21 protein-coding genes are annotated in these 19,095 nt (G+C 63.5%); 20 read left to right on the top strand and 1 reads right to left on the bottom strand.

Going from position 1 to position 19,095, the window contains the following annotated elements:
- Window positions 1-86 precede the first annotated feature (86 nt).
- From JHX88_RS12020 to JHX88_RS12010, 3 genes are all read left to right on the top strand, one after another.
- Entirely contained in the window at window positions 87-650 is a 564-nt protein-coding gene (locus JHX88_RS12020) for a hypothetical protein (RefSeq protein WP_076526971.1), read from the top strand.
- Window positions 647-1,345 (top strand): hypothetical protein, encoded by a 699-nt coding sequence (locus JHX88_RS12015; RefSeq protein WP_076526972.1) that lies wholly within the window; start codon window positions 647-649, stop codon window positions 1,343-1,345. Before JHX88_RS12020 ends, JHX88_RS12015 begins: the two co-directional genes overlap by 4 nt.
- Before the next feature lie 78 nt (window positions 1,346-1,423).
- Window positions 1,424-1,906: a hypothetical protein gene (locus JHX88_RS12010; RefSeq protein WP_141225867.1), complete on the top strand. Its 483-nt coding sequence runs from the start codon at window positions 1,424-1,426 to the stop codon at window positions 1,904-1,906.
- 629 nt (window positions 1,907-2,535) lie between these two features.
- Here JHX88_RS12010 and JHX88_RS12005 read toward each other — a convergent pair.
- The gene (locus JHX88_RS12005) at window positions 2,536-2,985 is read right to left on the bottom strand and encodes a hypothetical protein (RefSeq protein ID WP_076526974.1); all 450 of its coding nucleotides are present in this window, start codon (window positions 2,983-2,985) and stop codon (window positions 2,536-2,538) included.
- Window positions 2,986-3,357: 372 nt separating this feature from the next.
- Between JHX88_RS12005 and JHX88_RS12000 the strand changes: the two genes are divergently transcribed.
- The 17 genes from JHX88_RS12000 to JHX88_RS11920 all read left to right on the top strand — a co-directional run bounded on the left by JHX88_RS12000 (window position 3,358) and on the right by JHX88_RS11920 (window position 19,038).
- Window positions 3,358-4,071: a hypothetical protein gene (locus tag JHX88_RS12000; protein WP_076526975.1), complete on the top strand. Its 714-nt coding sequence runs from the start codon at window positions 3,358-3,360 to the stop codon at window positions 4,069-4,071.
- 130 nt (window positions 4,072-4,201) lie between these two features.
- A complete protein-coding gene (locus JHX88_RS11995; protein ID WP_076526976.1) occupies window positions 4,202-4,867 on the top strand; it encodes a terminase small subunit in 666 nt (221 codons plus the stop codon).
- Window positions 4,867-7,035 carry a terminase gpA endonuclease subunit gene (locus JHX88_RS11990; RefSeq protein ID WP_076526977.1) on the top strand — a complete coding sequence of 723 codons (2,169 nt, stop codon included), beginning with the start codon at window positions 4,867-4,869 and terminating at the stop codon, window positions 7,033-7,035. The genes JHX88_RS11995 and JHX88_RS11990 overlap by 1 nt, the downstream gene beginning before the upstream one ends.
- Window positions 7,035-7,235 carry a phage head-tail joining protein gene (locus tag JHX88_RS11985; RefSeq protein WP_076526978.1) on the top strand — a complete coding sequence of 67 codons (201 nt, stop codon included), beginning with the start codon at window positions 7,035-7,037 and terminating at the stop codon, window positions 7,233-7,235. Before JHX88_RS11990 ends, JHX88_RS11985 begins: the two co-directional genes overlap by 1 nt.
- Window positions 7,235-8,710, top strand: coding sequence for a phage portal protein (locus JHX88_RS11980; protein WP_076526979.1), 1,476 nt, complete (start codon window positions 7,235-7,237; stop codon window positions 8,708-8,710). Before JHX88_RS11985 ends, JHX88_RS11980 begins: the two co-directional genes overlap by 1 nt.
- Window positions 8,694-10,886, top strand: a complete 2,193-nt coding sequence (locus tag JHX88_RS11975) for a head maturation protease, ClpP-related (protein ID WP_076526980.1) — start codon at window positions 8,694-8,696, stop codon at window positions 10,884-10,886. Before JHX88_RS11980 ends, JHX88_RS11975 begins: the two co-directional genes overlap by 17 nt.
- Window positions 10,887-10,965: 79 nt before the next feature.
- Window positions 10,966-11,313, top strand: coding sequence for a DUF2190 family protein (locus JHX88_RS11970; RefSeq protein WP_076526981.1), 348 nt, complete (start codon window positions 10,966-10,968; stop codon window positions 11,311-11,313).
- On the top strand, window positions 11,313-11,648 hold the full coding sequence (locus JHX88_RS11965; protein WP_076526982.1) for a head-tail joining protein: 336 nt from the start codon (window positions 11,313-11,315) through the stop codon (window positions 11,646-11,648). Before JHX88_RS11970 ends, JHX88_RS11965 begins: the two co-directional genes overlap by 1 nt.
- The gene (locus JHX88_RS11960) at window positions 11,645-12,064 is read left to right on the top strand and encodes a hypothetical protein (protein ID WP_076526983.1); all 420 of its coding nucleotides are present in this window, start codon (window positions 11,645-11,647) and stop codon (window positions 12,062-12,064) included. Before JHX88_RS11965 ends, JHX88_RS11960 begins: the two co-directional genes overlap by 4 nt.
- Before the next feature lie 91 nt (window positions 12,065-12,155).
- A complete protein-coding gene (locus JHX88_RS11955; protein WP_076526984.1) occupies window positions 12,156-12,575 on the top strand; it encodes a phage tail tube protein in 420 nt (139 codons plus the stop codon).
- Between the two features lie 2 nt (window positions 12,576-12,577).
- On the top strand, window positions 12,578-12,931 hold the full coding sequence (locus tag JHX88_RS11950) for a hypothetical protein (protein WP_076526985.1): 354 nt from the start codon (window positions 12,578-12,580) through the stop codon (window positions 12,929-12,931).
- A gap of 26 nt (window positions 12,932-12,957) precedes the next feature.
- A complete protein-coding gene (locus tag JHX88_RS11945; protein WP_076526986.1) occupies window positions 12,958-13,281 on the top strand; it encodes a hypothetical protein in 324 nt (107 codons plus the stop codon).
- Complete coding sequence (locus JHX88_RS11940; RefSeq protein WP_076526987.1) at window positions 13,281-15,368, top strand: hypothetical protein; 2,088 nt, start codon at window positions 13,281-13,283, stop codon at window positions 15,366-15,368. The genes JHX88_RS11945 and JHX88_RS11940 overlap by 1 nt, the downstream gene beginning before the upstream one ends.
- Window positions 15,368-16,066, top strand: a complete 699-nt coding sequence (locus tag JHX88_RS11935) for a hypothetical protein (RefSeq protein ID WP_076526988.1) — start codon at window positions 15,368-15,370, stop codon at window positions 16,064-16,066. Before JHX88_RS11940 ends, JHX88_RS11935 begins: the two co-directional genes overlap by 1 nt.
- Window positions 16,056-16,625: a hypothetical protein gene (locus JHX88_RS11930; protein ID WP_076526989.1), complete on the top strand. Its 570-nt coding sequence runs from the start codon at window positions 16,056-16,058 to the stop codon at window positions 16,623-16,625. Before JHX88_RS11935 ends, JHX88_RS11930 begins: the two co-directional genes overlap by 11 nt.
- Window positions 16,622-16,996 carry a DUF6950 family protein gene (locus JHX88_RS11925; RefSeq protein WP_272848015.1) on the top strand — a complete coding sequence of 125 codons (375 nt, stop codon included), beginning with the start codon at window positions 16,622-16,624 and terminating at the stop codon, window positions 16,994-16,996. Before JHX88_RS11930 ends, JHX88_RS11925 begins: the two co-directional genes overlap by 4 nt.
- Window positions 16,996-19,038, top strand: a complete 2,043-nt coding sequence (locus JHX88_RS11920) for a phage tail protein (protein ID WP_076526990.1) — start codon at window positions 16,996-16,998, stop codon at window positions 19,036-19,038. Before JHX88_RS11925 ends, JHX88_RS11920 begins: the two co-directional genes overlap by 1 nt.
- The last annotated feature ends 57 nt before the right edge of the window (window positions 19,039-19,095 follow it).

Genomic DNA, 19,095 nt, shown 5'->3' with positions numbered 1-19,095 from the left:
AAGACAAAGACAGCGACCGGGCTGCGACATTCCGGCGTTCGTACTTGTGGATAAGTTGGAAGGGCTGAGAAAGAAGGGATGTGGCAATGTCGGGTGTGACAGCGGAAGCGAAGGCGCGGGTTGATGCGCTGCTGTTCGAGCCCTTGGCGGGCCTGTCGCGCAAGCGCGGCATTAGCGCCGAGGCGCATGAAAAGAGCTTGGCTCGATTGCGCGGTTGGCTCAGTTACATGTCGGATGACAACCTTCGTGCCATGGTCGATCTGATCGCCCGCCACGCGAGCAAGGGCGTCTGGCCCGAGGAAGGGCTGATCCGTAGTTGGGCGATGACCCTGCAATGCCCGCCACCGCGTGACTGCGCCTATGCGCGCAGCCTGATCAAATCGGCCATGGGCCGACAGGCGATGGCCGAGGGCTGGGCGGTAGAGTTGTTCCAGGTCGCCAAGAAGCTTGGCCCCCCACCCGGTAAGTACATCATTTCCCGCCTCAAGCAGGATGCAGACAACAATCGGCACCGGCGGCGGGTGATCCGCGAGAATATCGAGATCGGGAGAGCCACACCCAATGAGAAGCGCTGGCTGGAAGGCTGGCATGCCGAACTGGCCGAGATCGAGGCAATCCAATCCGCCGTGGAAGAAGGGGCAGATGCATGAAGTTGGAGTTCTATGGTCCACCTGCTGGTGTGGCACGTCTGCGTAATGAACAGGAACGTTTTGAGGCGCTGATCGCGCGTGCTGTTCCGGCGGAGGGTTGCGGGCCCGAGATCCCGATCGCCCCGGCGCGTGGTCCGTCGCGCAGTGTCACCCCGCATGTGATGATGCCCGATCCCAAGGATAAAACAGGCTGGAAAGCGGAGGAAACCGGCTGGCGCGGGTTCAAGGCAGCGCAGGCCATCGACATCTTCGATCAGTTGGCGATCAAGGCTGCCAAGCGGGACCAGGCGCCGCCCTTCACCAAGGGGCAAGTCAATGCCGCGCGGCTCTATCGCGATCTCGTGGAACGGCACAGTGCCGGTGGCATGAAGCTGGCCAGCCTCGAGGGTCTGGTCGCGTCGGGATCGGGAAAGGGTGGGGAGTTCATGGATGCCTTTCTGGCCGAGGGTGAGGCGATCCGGCGGATGCAGCGGGCGATCGGTAATGGCGTGGCCATGCAGGTTCGACGGGTGCGGCCATCGGCAAGGGGTGGAAAGACGGCGCGTAATATTCGAGATCGTGATCTGGTTGAGGCCATCTGCCTGCAAGGGAAATCGTTTCGGCAGGTGCTGAAGGGGCATGGGTGGACTGACTCTTCTCGCAACACTCGCGCGCTCATGGCGGCGTTGGCGGGTGTTCTGGACCACATGTCCTGAGCGTGTATGATAATCTTGTCGTGTCTTGGGTTGATGACTTCACGCTCCCTCGTTGAGCCTTAACGAAAGGATGGCCAGGTGCTTCGTGAAATAGGGTTGAGCCGATATCAGCACGATTTTCGGATTTTCATACGCTGGTATCTGAACACTTTCCTGATCGTGGGAGCGATTTCCCTTTACCTCGCCTTCGCAATCATTTCTGAATTCTCCCCATCAATACTCGGATGGTGGACAGAATCCGCAGCAGCAACCATACTCGTCTCAGTGGTTCCCTCCCTGGTTATATGGGTTATTGTTTTCAGGGGCCTTGCCATGATTGGCTGGAGCCGGATGATCCGTGAAGTCTTGGCCGGCACTATTACAACTGGAGCAGCGATATTGGCGATGATCATTGCGGCAGATGTCGGCTTGCTTCCGAGTTGGTTCGTCTTTGCCCTTAATAGCGCGCTGATCATGGGGATGATCCCAGCGATCATAGTCGGTCCGATAACTGCTTTTATTCTCGCGCGCAAAAGCAGCCGGCAACATACATCGAGTGGATCAGTCGAACCGAAGCAGTGAGGCGGCCCGTCGTTTCGGTCATTCATTGCGAGTGCAAGGTCACTGGCCGGGCGGGCTCACACAATGCGGACAAAGCTGCCATCTATGTGGACGAGCCAAATTCACAACTTAAGGCGCAACGATTTCCAGTCCTCCCATGCGGTTTCGGGCGCTATGTCAGGGTAACCACGCCGTCTCTCCGCCTCCACCGCATCTGAAAATCTAACTGCCATACAAACTGCACTGTCTCGTATCGAGAGCACCTCATCCTCTTCTAAAGGGGAACCTTTCTTGTTCTCAGCGGCAATCAGCACAGTGACCAGTGCAGGAATAAAGACCAGTACCAGCTGCTTTTCTGGTTCCCGCTTACTCGGACTTTGCAACAGTCTATTTAGAAATCGCACTTTGTCACCCGAACTACCTTCATCGGACTATCCCGAACCCGCGCGCCAAAGTCAATTTGGGCTCAAAGCCGCCGTATGTGGTTGCTTCGACATTGCTAAGCAAAAATTCTTCCTTGACTGCTTAGGACGGACGGGCGCATAAGTATTGGCATCATCTAGACGTATGCCCGCAGGGATCATCCCCTCGCGGGCGTTTCTATTTTCGGGTTTGGTGGCGTGCGATACCGAGGGAGCAGTGCGATGCGTTTATTTTGTGCAAAGTGAACGGAATGCCTCGATATGCGGCAAAGCTTCCGTCAAGGAAAATTCCGCGTTTATGTCCTTCTGCACCGTAATTGATACGTTATCCGCTTTCAGAATTCCGCGCAGCATATCGTCTTCCGTTCCAGTTGGAAGAACCAGATACTGATCGAACGCGACCATCTCCCGCTCGATGGCAAGGCCGTCCAGATTGAACGTGACGCGTTCACCTAGTGGGTTCCATGGGGGGGCCGCTTCTAAATCCAATGCTCCTGCGAGGTGCATCGGCTCATCTATGGGGCAGGATATGGCTAACATCACCTCCCGACCGTCGGGCATCGTGTTGAGGAAGCCGATCTGGTTTTGTCCTTCGACGTTCTTTTGGATGAAAGCCGTGGTTTCAGCCAGGGCACACGTCGGAATCAAAAGCGTGGCAAGTAAGGCGATCCGTTTCACGGTAACACTCCAATAAGTCAGGCAATCAATGGGATGATGCCGCCAATGACAAGGTATCGCAAGGCAGGCCGATGACGCCTCGAGGGGTGTAGGGAACCTCATTCAATTGCCGCGCTCTTCGTTTGGCAGTTCAGTGGTCGTCCCACGGTATGATGCACTCTGTTGGTTTGCCGGGACCTTGAGTTGTGCGGATCGCACCTCCAAGGCGATGGCAGTCTGAACTCGGCCATAACGGAATTGGATACGCAGAGCCGAAAGCCCAGCCAAGCAGCAGGGCGCAGCAGATAGCGATCAGATAAAGCGCTTTTGTGCCTCTCATGGCGTGTCGTCCTGCCGATCGGATGGAAGTTTTGCATATATCAAGGATAATAGATGCTGCAACTTTCACTTGACGATCGCGCGCTGCAGGCCAACCTGCGCCGCCTTTCAGATCGCGACGCGAGGACGGCGGCGGTCTGGGCGCTGAACGACACGGCGGATGACGTGCTCAAGCATGTGCAGGGGCGGATGGACCAGGTATTCGACCGCCCGACGCAGTTCACGAAGAACGCCTTCATGGTCTGGCGGGCCAAGCCGTCGCTGTTGGAGGCGAAGGTGATGGAACGGCCCTCGGTCGGGCGTCGCCATTACCTGAAGGTCGAGGAATTCGGTGGCAAGCGGGGGCAGACTGGGCTGGAGGCTCTGCTGTCATCGCGCCTGGGGCATGATGGTAAGATCAGCGCGGCGGTTCCGGCCGCCGGAGCCAAGCTGAACGCCTATGGCAACTGGTCCCCCAGTGAACGCAACCAGGCGCTGGCCGCGGTTTCGAGACAGGCACCGGCCGCCGCCGCAACAGGCGGCACCCGCAGACGCCGCCGCGCCGGTTATTTCCTGCCCGCCGCGAGTTCGCGCCTGTCCTCGGGGATCTGGAAACGCAATCCGGATGGCTCGATCAAGAAAGTCCTGCACTTCACCACCGCCGTGCCGGAATATCGCCAACGGCTCGGCTTCTTCGACGGGACCGAGGCGGTCTCGGCCCGCCGGTTGCCGGTGCACTTGCAGCGCACCATCGCGAAGATGGTCGAGCGGGCGGCCAGTCGAGGCTGAGATCGGCGCGGGTCCTTCCCGGCCATGCCCGGCACGGGGGTAATTCGCACCCCGCCACATTTAGGCCAGCAATTTCCGCGAGGGGTTGTTGTTGTCCTTGTTGTTGTTGTTCTTGAAGAGGAAATCACCGATGTCAGACCTGATCACCCTCAGCACCGGGGAGGTGCTGGATGTTGCGGCATGGCCCCTGCCTGAGGGGGCAGTGGATGACGGCCAACCTGTGAGCCGCTCGCGGCTCGCGACAATCTTCTGCAAATCCGAGAATACGATCACGGATTGGATTGCCAAGGGCATGCCTGTGGCCTCGGGCGGGCGGAACGGTGTGTCTTACGAGTTCAACCTCGCGCATTGCTGGGCCTGGCGGCAATGGCGCGACGCCAGTGACGAAGCCGCGCGCCGTCAGCAGAGCGAATCCGACCGCCAGAACCGGCTGGCGTTTCTGAACCATGACACCGATACCGAGCGTGAGATCGGGCACCTCACCCCGGCCGAGATCCGGGCGATGGCCGAGGCCGAGTATCATCGCAACCGTGTGGCAGAGCAGCGCGGCGATCTGGTCAGGAAGGACCGGGTCCGGGCGGTGTTTGAGGATATCTTCGTCTCGATCGGCGCGGAGATGGATACGCTGCCCGACTATGCCGAGATGAACTTCGGGCTGTCGGCTCAACAGGTCGCCCAGCTGGAGGAGCGCTGCGATCAGGCGCGCATGGATATTCGCCAGCAGGTTGAACAGTTGCTGGAGCGCAGCGGTGTGGTTGTGCCGATGACCGGCAAACAGGCCGAGCTGGGGCTCTGATGGTCGAGATGCCGGATTTCGGGCGGGGCGGGATGGATCGCCTGCCGCCGCTGCCGCCTTTCCTGACGCCCGAAGAAATCGTCGCCGATGCGCTGCCGCTGCTCGATCCACCGAACCGGATCACCGTCACCGACGCGGCCGAACGGGCCTTGCGGGTTCCGGTCGCGGGTAAATGGAGCGCCTATGACAGGAATGTCGCGCCCTATACGGTCGAGCCGCAGGATGTCTCGCAGTCGCGCCGCTTCAAGGCGGTGATCTTCACCGGCCCGTCGCAAAGCGGCAAGAGCCAGATGCTGCTCTCGGTCGCCGCCCATGCGGTTACCTGCGCGCCGGGCCCGGTGCAGCTGATCCATATGACCAAGACCGATGCCGATGCCTGGGTCGAGGAAAAGCTCGATCCGGCGATCATGAACAGCCCGGCGCTGCATGAACGGCTCGGTCGCGCGCGCGAGGACAGCACCTTCAGCCGCAAGCGCTTCAAGGGCATGCGGCTGGCCATCGGCTACCCGGTCGCCAACCAGCTCTCCTCGCGCTCGCAGCGCCTGGTGCTGCTGACCGATTACGATCACATGCCGCAAAGGCTGGGCCCGAAGGACGCCCCCGAAGCCTCGCCCTTCGGCATGGCGCTGCAACGGATCCGGACCTTCCTGAGCCGAGGCTGCGTCTTCGTGGAAAGCACCCCGGCCTTCCCGGTCGACGAGGAGACCGCCCGCGAGGCCAGCCCGCTCGAGCCGCATCTGCTGCCCGCCACCAGCGGCGGGATCGTCAATCTCTACAACGAAGGCACGCGGGGACGCTGGTACTGGGAATGCCCGGATTGCGCCGGGCTCTTCGAACCCCGCTTCGACCGGCTGAATTACAATCCCGATCTCGATCCGGGCGAGGCCGGCGACATGGCGGCGATGGTCTGCCCGCATTGCGGCTCGGTGCTGCCGCATCGGCACAAGGGAGAGCTGAACCGCCACGCCCTGGCGCATCATGGCGGCTGGCTCCACGAGGGCCGCGAGGTGGACGCGGCCACCGGCCAGCGCCAGCTGGTCCGGATCGATGACGCGGCGATCCGCAACGTGCCCTTTGCCAGCTATGCCCTGAATGGCGCGGCGGCGGCCTTCGCCTCCTGGTCCGGATTGGTCGAGCGCTACGAGACCGCCCGGCGCGGCCTGGAGATCTCCGGTGACGATCTCGATCTCAAAGGGGTGCATTATACCGAGATCGGCATCCCTTATCGCCGCCCCAAGGAGGGCGACGAGGATGCGCTCACCGCGGAGACCCTGCGCGATCACGCCCTGGCGATCCCGAAAGGCATCGCCCCGGCCTGGGCGCGCTTCGTCACGGTGATGGTCGATGTGCAGGGCAATCGCTTCGAGGTCATGGCCATGGCCTGGGGCGCCGAGGGCGAGCGGGTGGCGCTCGAGCGCTTCGCGATCCACCAGCCGCCTGATGATGCGCCGAGCGCGAAGGGCGATGACGGCAAGTATCGCGCCATCGATCCCGGCCGCTATGCCGAGGATGCGGCGGTGCTGGCGGAACTGGCCGAGCGCGTCTACCCGGTGGAGGGCGAGAGCTGGGGGGTGAGGCCGGTCGCTGTCGTGATCGATTTCAACGGGCCGAAGGGCTGGTCGGACAATGCGGAAAAGTTCTGGCGCAAGCAGGCCCGCAAGGGGATGGGCCATCGCTTCTTCCTGTCGATCGGCCGGGCGGGCTTCAACCAGCGCGATCGCGTCTGGCATGAAGCCCCGGAACGGGCCTCGGGCGGCAAGAAGGCGCGCGGCATCAAGCTGCTGAACATGGCCGTCGACCGGCTCAAGGATTCGGTGGCCGCCGCGCTTGGCCGCCTCGATACCCCGATCGGGGCCCAGCACATCCCCGGCTGGATGGAGGCCGAGCATATTGCCGAGCATCTCGCCGAGCAGCGCACCGACAAGGGCTGGGAACTCAGGAAGGGCGTCCAGCGCAATGAAAGCCTCGATCATTCGGTCCAGGCATTGGCGCTGGCCGAGCATCTCGGTCTCAACCGGGTGAACTGGGAGGCCCCGCCCGCCTGGTGCGTGGCCGGCAATCTCAACCCGCATCTGGTGCCGCTCGACCAGGTCGAGGAGGCGCGCGGCACGGATGAACCGGCGCAGGCCGATCTGCCGCGCCAGATCAATTATCTCAGGAGGCGCTGATGGCGTTTACACAGGCCGATGTGGCCCGGGTCGAATCCCTGTTCGCCAGGGGCGTGACCAGCGCCGAGGTGGCGGGAGAGAAGCTCAGCTTCCGATCCGTGGCCGAGCTGAAGGAGATCATCGCCTATATGAAGGCGGAGATCTCCGGTGCCGACAACCTAGCCCGGATCAGCTACCCGCTGACCACGCGGGGGCTGTGATGAACCTGCTCGATCGCGCCATCGCCATGGTCTCGCCCGCCGCCGGGCTCAGACGGGCCACGGCCCGCGCCCAGGCTGCGGTGGTGATGAACTATGACGCCGCCTCTCGGGGCCGCCGGAGCTATGGCTGGAAGGCGCCGGCCACGGCGGCCGATGCCGCGGCCTATGGCTCGCGCGCCCGGCTGCGCCAGCTCAGCCGCGACATGATCCGCAACCGCGCCTATGCGGCGCGGGCCCGCGACGTGGTGGTCTCCAACGTGGTCGGCGAGGGGATCGTGCCCTCGGTGCGCAGCACGGATGCCGCCGGCAAGGAGAAGATCGAGGCGCTGATCAAGCAGCATCTGCTGAGCAGTGATATCGATGCGATCGGCGAATACGATCTCTTCGAGATGCAGCAGATTTGCATGTCGGCGGTGTTCTCCGATGGCGAGGTGCTGCTGCGGCGGCGCTGGCGGAACGGTCCCTTCGGCGCCGGTCTCGCCCTGCCGTACCAGGTCGAGCTGGTCGAGGTGGATTGCCTCGATGTCACGCGGCAGAGCTGGGGCGACAACCTGGTCATCGAAGGTGTCGAATACGGGCCCACCGGCGCGATCGAGGCCTATCATATCTATAACGAGCATCCGGGTGCGGTGCGCAGCCGCAAAGCCTTGGCCTCGACACGGGTGCATTGGTCCGACGTGATCCATCTGCGCCGCTTCGACCGGCCCGGCCAGCTGCGCGGGGTGCCCTGGCTGGCGCCGGTGATGATGACGCTTGGCGAGTTGTCGGATTACCAGGAGGCGCAGATCCTCAAGCAGCGCATCTCGGCCCTGCTGGCGATCCTGGTCAAATGGGCGCCGGGCGCGCAGCGTCCCGCCAAGCCGGGCGCCGGGCTCGACGAGCTGTCCCCCGGCGCGGTGGTCGAGCTGCCCCCCGATGCCGATGCCGTGGTGGTCGATCCGCCCAGGGTCGAGGGTTATTCGGAGTTCATGAAACAGGGGCTGCGCGCCATCGCGGCCGGGATCGGCGTCACCTATGAATCGCTCGCCGTCGACCTGGAGAGGGTGAACTTCTCCTCGGGGCGGTTGGGCCGCAACGAGATGGACCGGCTGGTGCGCATGTGGCAGCGCGGACTGATGATCGCCCAGTTCGGTGCCGGCATGGAACGCTGGTTCCGCGAGGGGCTGCGCGTTGCCAATCTTGGCAGACTGAACTTCACCCTGGACTGGACGCCGCCGCGGCGCATCCTTGTCGATCCGACCAAGGAAATCCGCGCCATGGCCGAGGAGGTCGAGACCGGGCTGAACAGCCGCCAGGGCGTGCAGCGCGAACTTGGCCGCGATCCCGAACGTATCCGCGAAGAGCGCAAACAGGACCTGGAAGCCGACAAGGCGGCCGGGCTGCCCTCGGTTGGAACTGTCAAACCGGAACCTGCGGCTTTGCCCGCAGAGATCCCCGCAGAAGAAAAGGAAGACGCGCATGAACACGGGCAGTGATCTGATCTTCAATGGTGAACTGATCCTCAGCGGTAATGTCATCGATGATTCCTGGGCGGGCTGGATGTGGGAGGAGGATATCTATTTCTGTCCGTCCAAGGTTCGACGGGCGCTTGCCGAGCTCGGCGAGGGCCGCGTGACCGTGCGGATCAATTCCCCCGGCGGCCATGCCGATGCCGGCGAGCAGATCCGGACCATCCTCGCCGGTCATCCCGGCGGCTGCCGGATCATCGTCGAGGGGCTGGCGGCCTCTGCGGCCTCGCTGATCTTCATGGCGGGCGATGAGCGCCTGATGTCGGCCGGCTCGCATCTGATGATCCATGATCCGTCGGGGGCGTTTTTCGGGACCGAGGACGAGGCCAGGCGGCATGCCGAGATGCTGGGCGTCGTCTCCAGCACCTATGCCTCGGTCTATGCGGCCGCCGCGGGCATCAGCCCGGACAAGGCCCGGGCGATCATGAGGGCCGAGACCTGGCTGGGCCCGCAGCCCGCCATCGATACGGGCTTCGCCGACAGGGTCCTGGACGAGGGCGAGGCCGCGGCGCCCCAGACCTCGATGCTGACCGAGGTCCGCACGAAGGACCAGGCGCAGGAGCTGTATCTGCGCGGCCGCGAACGCCTGCTGATGCGCATGGCCGATCATCGATCCGGTGAACGCGGCAACCGCCCTGATCACCCATCCACCACCCGAGAGCAAGACAACCAGAAGGAGGCCAACATGGCTGACAAAGCGAAGACGGCCGGAACACCGGCCAATCCCCCCGCCGCCGATCCGGCGCATGAGACCCCGCCTGCAGGCACGGCCACGATGCAGGCCCCGGCTGGAACTCCGGCACCGGTGTCCGCACCGCAGCCGGCGGAGCCCACGCGCCTGCAGGCACCCTCGGCCGAGGATATTCTGGCGGGCGAGCGGAGCCGCGTGCGCGGCATCCGCGAGATGACGGCCAGTTTCGTGACCTCGGGCCGGCTGATGCAGGCGCAGGTCGATGAACTGATCGACACGGGCGTCAGTGCTGACGCTGCCAGCGCGCAGGTCCTGACCATGCTGGCCGCCTCGGAAGCCCCGGGCCGTTCCGCCAATCCCCGCAGTACGATCACCCGCGACGAATCCGAGACCCGGATGGAGGGGATGATCGGGGCGCTGATGGGGCAGGGTGAAGGGCCGGCGGAGCAATTCCGGGGCATGCGCCTGCGCCATCTCGCCATGGAACTCGCGGGACCCGGCCGGGGCTATAACGATGCCGAGACCATCCGGCGCGGCATGCGCGCCACCACCATGATGGGCGGCGCGCATGGGATCAGCGATTTTGCCTATGTCACCACCGAGGTGATGAACCGATCCCTGCTCGCGGCCTATCAGCGCCGCAATGCGTCCTGGCAGATGGTCACCGGCACGCCGCTGACGGCGACGGATTTCCGGGAACTGCATTCGGTCCGCTTCGGCGGGGATTTCTCGCTGAAACCGGTCCAGGAGAATGGCGAATATCAATCCGCCACCCTGGCCGACGAGGCCGAGGGGCTGAAGGTCGAGCGCCGGGGCCGGACCATCAAGCTGACCTTCGAGGCGGTGGTCAATGACGATATGGGCGCCTTCCAGCGCATCCCGACCGAGTTCGCCATGGCCGCACGCACCATGGAAAGCGCCATGGTCTGGTCGCTGATCCGCAACAATGCCAAGCTCAAATCGGACGGCAAGGCGCTGTTTCATGCCGATCACAACAATCTCGGCACGGCCGGGGTGATCAACGCAGCCAATGTCGCCAAGGCGCGCAAGGCGATGTGGGAACAGCGGGTCTTCGGTTCGACCGACAAGGACGATTTCATGCAGGTCGAGCCCGATCGGTTGATCGTGCCACCGGCGCTCGAACTGGTCGCGTTGCAATTTGCCACCACGGTGACGCCCAACAAGGATGGCGATGTAAACCCGTACAAATCCTCGCTGCAGCCGAGCGTGGTGGCCAATCTCGGCGCGGCCGCTGGAGGCTCGGATACAGCCTGGTACCTGGTCTCCAGCGATCTGCCGCCGATCGCCCATGCCTATCTCGAGGGCTACAATGCGCCCACGGTCCAGACCATCGAGGGCATGAATCCCGATGCGGTGGTCATGAATGCCCGCCACATCTTCGGCGCGGCGGCCGTCGAGTTCCGCGGCTCCTACAAGAACCCGGGCCAGTAAACTTCGATCCATATCGGTGATGAAGGGCGGCGTCATGCCGCCCTTTGTCGTTCACCCCCTTACCTGATGAGGAAGCGAGATGAAGAATTACATTCAACCTGGTGAGAATCTCACCCTGGCAATGCCCGCGGCCGTAGCCTCGGGCGGCGCGGTCCTGATCGGCGCGATCTTCGGTGTCGCCCAGGGCAAGGCGGAGGCCGGTGACTCCGTGGTGCTGGTCCGCCGTGGCGTCTTCGAGCTGCCGAAGCTGTCGGCCGAGGCCTGGTCTGCCGGTGATCCCGTTTACTGGGATGACACCGCAAAACAGCTCACTACTGTCGAGGCGGATGCGCTGGTCGGGGCGGCGGTCGAAGATGCGGCCAATCCCTCGGAGACGGGGATCGTGCTCCTGGATGGTGTGATCCGGGTTGCGGTGACGGCCCCCTGATGGCATCGGCCTTTGACGGCATGACCGGGATCCTCGCCGATGTCTTCGGCGACCGGGTCACCTATCTGCCCCAGGATGGCATCTCGCGGGATATCCAGTCGATCTTCCGCGAGTCGCCGATCGAGATCCCCGGCGCCGATGGCAACGAGGTGCTGATCGAGGCGCCGACATGGCGGGTGCGCCGGGACCTTGTCCCGGAACTCAAGCGGGGCGATCATGTCACTGTCCCCGATGGGCGGCGGTTTCGCGTCCGGACCGTCCATCGCAACGGCTCGCCCAGCCCCGACGCGCATGTGATCTGCGAATTGCATCTCGATCCGGACCCCGTGCCATGAGCCATTACCGCTCTGAATACCGGGCCATTGCCCGGGTGGCCCTCGCGGCGCATCCACGCTTTGCCGATGTCACCATCTTCAGGGTCTGGCCCGGCAGCGTGGATGACGCCACCTTGCCGGTTCTCGGCGTGCTGACCCCGCAGGAACCCTGCGAGGCCGATACCCAGAAAACCACCACGCGGCGCACGCTGATGCAGGTCGCGCTGCGCCGCGCGGGCGGTGACGAGATCGAGGACCTGCTCGACGAGGACAGCGCGCTCATCGAGGCGATCATCATCGCGGCCCTGCGCAGACCCGATCTGCGCTGCGTGCTCGAAGAGACCAGCATCGTGACCAACAGCCAAGGCTACGCCTTTGTCGGCACGCTGGTCATGGGCTTCCGGCTGCAATCCTGGCGGCCGGTCGCCAGTCTGTAGATACTTTGTACGCTGATGCGGCGCGAATCTTGGTCACCCAAATTCGCTTCCGTCAGCTTTCCCCTGAAACCTACCAAAGGAGTGTCAGCTCATGGCTGATGGAATGATTGGTTATGGCTCGACCATACGCGTCGGCCGGGGCGAGACCCCGACCTGGACCGAGATCAAGCTGGTCGGCGATATCACCTTGCCTGATGAGCAGGTCGACGAGGTCGAGATCACCCATATGAAATCCCCGGGCCGACGGCGCCAGTTCATCGCCGGGCTCATCGATGGTGGCGAGGTCACCGTGCCGATGAACTATATCCCCGGCTCGGTGACCGACACGCTGCTGCAGGAACTCAAGGCCAGCGGTGAAGAGGTGATCCTGGAGTTCACCGTCACGGAAGGCGGAACACCCGAGCAATATGCGGCCTTTCTCAGCGGCTATGCACGCACAGCGCCGATCGATGACAAGATGACCGCCGAGGCGACTTTCCGGCTCTCGGCCAAAATCGTGACGGGGCCCTGATCATGACGGATATTACAGGCGCATTGCACGTCACACATGAAGATCGTGAACTGACCCTGCGGCTCACACTGGGAGGGCTGGGCAAGCTGCAGCGCAAGCATGGCGTGACGATCGGCGGGCTGCTTGATGAGGATCGCGACGAAGGCGAATTGCTCAACTTCGGCATCCTGGTCGATACAATCTCTGTCGCGCTTCAAAAGGGCATGCGGATGGAGGCCGAGGAGGCGGATGACCTTGCTGACGATCTTCTGACGGCGGACCAGGAGATCGCGATCCGCCTGCTCAATGCCGCTTTCCCGGAAGCGGGTACGCGTGGAAAAGGCAAATCTACGGGAAAGTCCCGGGCGAGGCGCTGAACCTCGCCGATCTCTATACCGGCTGGTTGTCGCTCGGGCTCGATCCCGACCGGTTCTGGCAGATCACCCCGCGGCTCTGGCTCATCGAATGCGACGCCGCGCAGCTCCGCCAGCGCCGCCAGGAGGACATGATGCTGACCACCGCATGGGTATCGGCCGGGCTGAGCCGCGCGAAGAAGCTGCCCCGGCTCAAGACCCTGCTGCAGCGCGAGTCCGACGAGAAGCCGGATCTGCGCATGTATCTCGACGGGGTGCGCGCCAGCCTGCCCGGCATCACCATGGATCAATGGCGCGCGCGGCATGCATCCGCGCGCATCCCGCAATCAGATAGCCGGACAGGAGGGTCTTGATGGCAGCCACAAAGCTGATCGGCCGCATGCAGGCCCTGCTCGGGCTCGACGCGACGCGGTTCCAAAAGGGCCTTTCCGAGAGCCAGAAACGGCTGCGGGATTTCGGGCAGCAGTTCCGCCGTGTCGCCTCGGTCGCCGCTGCGACAGGGGCGGCGATCAGCGCAGCGGCCCTCAAGGGCGCCCAGGATATCGATCAGGCGGCCAAGGCGGCGCGCCGGCTGGATGCCTCGATCGGCGCGTTCGAGGCTTTGAAACTCGCCGCCAGCGAGGCGGGCGTGTCCGTCTCTTCGCTGCCCAACGAGATCCAGAACATCAACCGCGAGCTGGCCAATATCGGCACCTCCGGGAATGCCGACCGGGCCCTGGAACGGCTCGGGCTTAGTCTCGATGATCTGACGGGTCTCGATGCCGATGAGAAGCTGGCCACGATCTCCGACGCGGTGAAGGCGCTCGGCCTGTCCTCGGGTGAAGCAACAGCCGTTCTGCGCGATCTCGGGGTGCGGAACCGCGAGGTCGCCTTGCTGATGATCCAGGGCGGTGACGCCGTCCGTCGCGCCCGCCGGGATGTCGAGGATTATGGTCTGGCCCTGGACAGCGTCGAGGCTGGCCGGATCGAATCTGCCAATGACTCGATCGGCCGCCTCGGCCTGGTCACACGCTATGCAGGCCAGCAGCTCGCGCTGCAGTTGGTCCCCGCCATGGGGCGCATGGCCGATGCCATGACCGCCAGCCTGCGCGAAGGCGGCGCACTGCGCGCCATGATCGACGGGCTGGCCGGCAATATCGACCGGATCATCACCTATATCGGCACCGCCGTTGCGGCATTCGGGACGCGGTTCGTGGCGGCGCTTGTCGCGGCACGAATTGCCACATTTTCGCTCGTTGGCGCATTGGCCGCATTGCGGGGGGCGCTGCTTCGGTCCGGGATCGGGATCGCGATTGTAGGAATTGGTGAGCTGATCTACCGGTTCACCGGTCTCATCGAGACAACCGGGAGCGTCGGCAATGCATTCGAGACATTGGGCCGCATCGCGGAATTGGTCTGGCAGGGGATTGTTGATTCCGCAAAGGCCATTCCGGCCGGGCTTGCGGGTGTTTGGAACCTGGTCCGATCCGACTTCATCACGATGGTCGCCGACCTGACCCAGATATGGGACAGTTTCATCAGGAAGGTGACAACGGGCATCAGCTTCCTGACGCTTGGAAGTGTAAAGCCTACAGGCGGCGGGACCGGTGGCCTTACCGAGGATCTGCGCGCCGAAGCCGCAGCCTTGTCGGCGGCCGCCGAAGAGAACTTCAAGGCTATGTCCGGCACCGTCACGCAGTCCATGCAAAATGCCGGAACCGGCATCAAGCTGACCGCGCTCGGCCTTGGCGATCTGCGGACGGAATTTCCAAAGGTCAAGAAGGAGGCAGAGAACACCACTCCCAGTATCACCGATCTCGGGGACGCGCTGGAGGATGCTGGTGGTTCTGCCGGAAAGGCAGGTAGCGCAGGTTCGGCCGGGATCGACAAACTCAAGGATTCCGTGAAGGACGCCTCCCGGGCAACCGAAGACATGGGCAAGAAATTCGGGGATCTCGCGGCGGACGTCATTACCCGCACGCGCAGCATGTCCGACGTCCTGCAGCAGTTTGCAAAGAAAATGCTCTCGTCCGGCCTCGGCGGCCTGTTCAATAGCCTTACGGGCGATCCGCTGACAAACGCGCTTCGCGGCGCCGGGCTCAATGCCTCCGGTGGCGGTATCCTGTCCGGATTGGCTGGGTTGATCCCCGGCTTTGCCAATGGCGTGGAGAATTTCCGGGGCGGCCTAGCCCGGATCAATGAGCGTGGCGGCGAGCTGGTCAACCTGCCCGGTGGCTCGACGGTTATTCCGCATGATCTTTCAGCCCGGATGGTGGATCAGGCCAATCGCAACGAGGCGCATGTCACGGTCGGCGTCGATCCGGAGACTGGCAATCTCCAGGCATTTGTCGATCGCCGCGCTGGCCTGATAACGCAGCAGGGCCTGCAACAATACGACCGAACCCAGCTGCCCCAAAGCCTGCGCCGCGTGTCGGCCAATAATGACGAGAGATATGGCTAATGCCCGAGCTCATTGAATGGCCCTGCGAATTGCTGAGGCTGACCTCCTGCCGGGTGTTCCTGAAACATACCACCCGGACCTCCGGTGTGTCGCTGGCAGGCACCGATCAGATCATCTCCAACGGTGCGGCGCATTGGGAGGTTCGGCTGTCCCTGTCGGTCTATGCCGAGGAACAGATGATCAAGGATTTCGAGGCGCATGTCTCGATGATGCGCGGCCGCCTCAATATCGCCGATCTGTGTCTTTACGATCGATATCGCTACGGCGAACAGGTCAGTCCGCTGCAGGATTCCCAGTTCGATGATACTGACGACGGTGCCTGGTTCGACGATGGCACCGGGTTTCTCGATGAGTCGGGCGGTGTGCAGCCCATGGTGGTCGAGACGGGTGGCGCTGCGGGGGCCAACACGCTCACGGTCGGAATGACCGACCCGGTGCGGCCATCCTTCCGGCGGGGCGACATGTTCAGCGTCAACGGGTTCCTCTATCGCGTGGTGCGCCGCAACGATCAGGGCTGGGTCCGGTTCGAGCCGGATGCGCGGGAAGCGATCCCGGCTGGTACGGTGCTGCAAACCGATCCGCCCCGTTTTCATGGCCGCTTCGCCACGGATGACGAGGGCGCTCGCGCGCGGGATATCCTCAGCTATGCCGCGCCGATCTCGCTCACCTTTGTCGAGGCCTTCGATCGTGTCGCCTGAACTGCGTGCATTCCTTGATCGCGATCCAGAAGCGGTCGAGCTGGTCCGGCTGTTCCATGTCGATTTCGGGGCGGAGGAGTATTTCCTGAACGAGGGCAATACGGAAATGACCGTGGCCGGCCAGGTCTGGCAGGCATCAAAGGGCTGGATCGCCGCCGAGCCGCTGGAAATCTCGGGCAATCCTTTCGATGCCGCGCCGGCCTATTACACCGTCTGGAATATCGGCAACAAGGAGGGCGAGACCCTTGCCTACCAGGCACTGAACAACCCGGAACTCTGGTCGGGCAAGCGCATCCGGCAGCTCTGGACCGTGCGCGGATTCCCGGATGACGCCATCGTGCTGCATGTCGGCCAGATCATGGATGTGCGACCCAGTGAAAGTGCCGCCTCGGCCTCGATCCGTATCCGCGCCGAAAGCATCGCGGCGGCGCGCAATTACACGCCGCTCGGGGAATACACGCCACGCGATCAGGCGCGGCGCTATCCGGGCGTCGTGGATCGAGGCTTCGACTATGTCGCCACGATGGATGGCAAGACCATCAAGGGATGGTTGAAGTGATAGCGGATCAGCTCGACCGCTACATCCGGCGCAGCCTTGATCTGCCCTGGGCCTGGGGTGTGCAGGATTGCACGATCTGGGTGGCCGATTGGTGCATGATCAGGTGGGGCATGGATCCGGCGGCCCGGTTTCGTGGCACCTATGGCACGGAAGCCGAAGCCGAGGCGCTGACCGGGACCGGCCTGGTCGATCTCGTCGCCCCCGAGATCCCGTTGCCGCGCAAGGATGTCCCCGAAATCGGCGATATCGGCGTGATCGAGATCGCAGGCCGCCGGGTCGCAGCGATCTGGACCGGCACGCATTGGACATTCCGCACCCCGCGCGGCGTCAGCATGAGCCGGCGCGGCGCAATCGCAATCTGGGGGAACTGATGGCTGCTGTCGGGGCATGGATCATCGGGGCATTGAAAGCCGGCGGGGTTGCCGCCGCTGCCCTGAAGATCGGGGCCTCTGTCGCGATCAATTACGCGCTGGCAAAGCTGACGGCTCCGAAAGGGCCGCGTCCGCAGGATGTGCAGAACGAGGTCAAATCCAGCAACGCGCAGCGCTATCGACATCTCGGCCGGGTCCGGACCGGTGGCACGGTCTGTTTCTGGGATTGGACCCATGTCAATGGCAATCGCCGGTTGTTCAAGTTGCTGGCCGTCGCGGAAGGGGGCATGCAAGATGTCATCCGCTTCTACCTGAACGGTGAGCCGGTCGATGTGGACAGTAGCGGCTATGTGACCACGGCGCCCTGGAACAAGGGTAATGTTCGGTTGGTCTGGCGCAAGGGCATTCAGGGCGACCAATGGGATGGCGGGGCTTACCAGGTGCTGCGGGACGCCTTTCCGAACAACTGGACCACGGATCACCGGATGCGCGGCGTCGGCACGATCCTCGCCATGTTCGATGCCGTTGACGGCAATGATATCGGCGAGCTCTATTCCGGCGGTGAGCCGAAGGTTACGGCGCTGATCGAGGGCGCGGTGCCGGTCTGGACCGTGACCGGAGACAATTATCCCTGGTCGCGCAACCCGGTGGTGCATCTCGCCGATCTGCTCGGCCATCCTGTCTACGGTCCGATGCGGGCGGGCGATCTCGATGCCGCCAGTTTCAACGCCGCCCGCCCCGATTGCAATGCGGAGGTACCCACCGCAGGCGGTACGCGGCTACGATACCAATCGGGATTGAGCCATGCGCTGGCCGAGCCGGTCAAGGATACCGCCCAGAAACTGCTGGACGCGATGGGCGGCCGGGCCTGGATCACCAATGATGGCAAGCTGGCTGTCGAGGCAGGGGTCTGGTCCGCGCCGGAGATCACCATCGAGGAACGCCATGTCGTTGAGATGGATTACGGCGCCGGGACCGAGCGGATCGCCCGCATTACCACGCTGGTGCCGACCTATGTCGCGCCGGAGATCCATTGGCAGGAAACCAATGCCGATCCGGTCGAGGATAGTGCCGCCATCGCGCTCTGGGGCGAGGGTCAACCGAAGGGTGTCGATCTGCTGGCCGTGCAGCATCACGGCCAGGCCGCGCATCTCTGCAGGCAGCAGCTGGCCCGGATGAACCCGCACCGCAGCATGAGCCTGACGCTGCGGGCCTTCGGTTTGCGCCTGATCGGGGAACGCCGGGTGGCGGTCAATATCCCGCGTCTCGGGTTGATTGGCACGCCATTCTGGATCGACAGCCTTGGTTATGATGGCACCAATGTTACCGTCAGCCTGATCGAGGCCGATCCGGGCTCGTTCAGCCAGACGGCTGCGCAGGAAGGCCAGCCGCCCACACCACCGATAGAGATCGACCGCGGCTCGGATATTCTGGAAACCTCGATCACATCCGTCGAGGTCATCACCGATGACGGTGCGCCCTACATCCGGGTCAAGGGAGCGATTACCGGTGCTACGGGCTATCGGCTTCTCGGACAGTATCGCCGGACATCCGGCGGGACCTGGACGGACATGATCGCCGAGGCGACCTCGGGCGGTGGTTTTTCGTTCCGCACTGTGCCGCTGGCCGATCTGCAGGAATACGATGTCCGGGTCTTCTTCGGTCGGTATCAGAACAGCTCCGGCGGCCGCGAACTGATCATCCAGTCGGTCCCCACCGAAGTTATCGGCATCGATGTCGTGGCGAACAATACCCCGCCGGACGATCCGGTGGTCTTTTCCGAAAGCGGCTCGGCCGGTGGCAATCTGAACGTGACCTTCCAGCCCGATCTCGGCGCGAACTACCGCCGCACCGGGCTGTACCGTGCCGAGGCGGGTGGCAGTTTCGGGCAGGCGGTGCTCATCAAGTGGTCCTATGACACGTCGAGCGATGTGACGATGAGCGCCTCCATCCCGGCCGCCGGGGCGAAGTTCTGGCTGCAGTCGGAAAATCCGTCCCGGGTCAAATCCAATCCGGTCGTGATCGGCAATTACCCCGCCTGAACAGGGCATCTCAAACATCAGCATGCCGCGCGGTCCCATCGAGGGCCGCTTTTTTAC

This window comes from Paracoccus saliphilus (assembly GCF_028553805.1).
Lineage (GTDB): Bacteria > Pseudomonadota > Alphaproteobacteria > Rhodobacterales > Rhodobacteraceae > Paracoccus > Paracoccus saliphilus.
The sequence above is the reverse complement of the archived record's forward strand: the minus strand, read 5'-3'. Positions and strand labels throughout refer to the sequence as shown.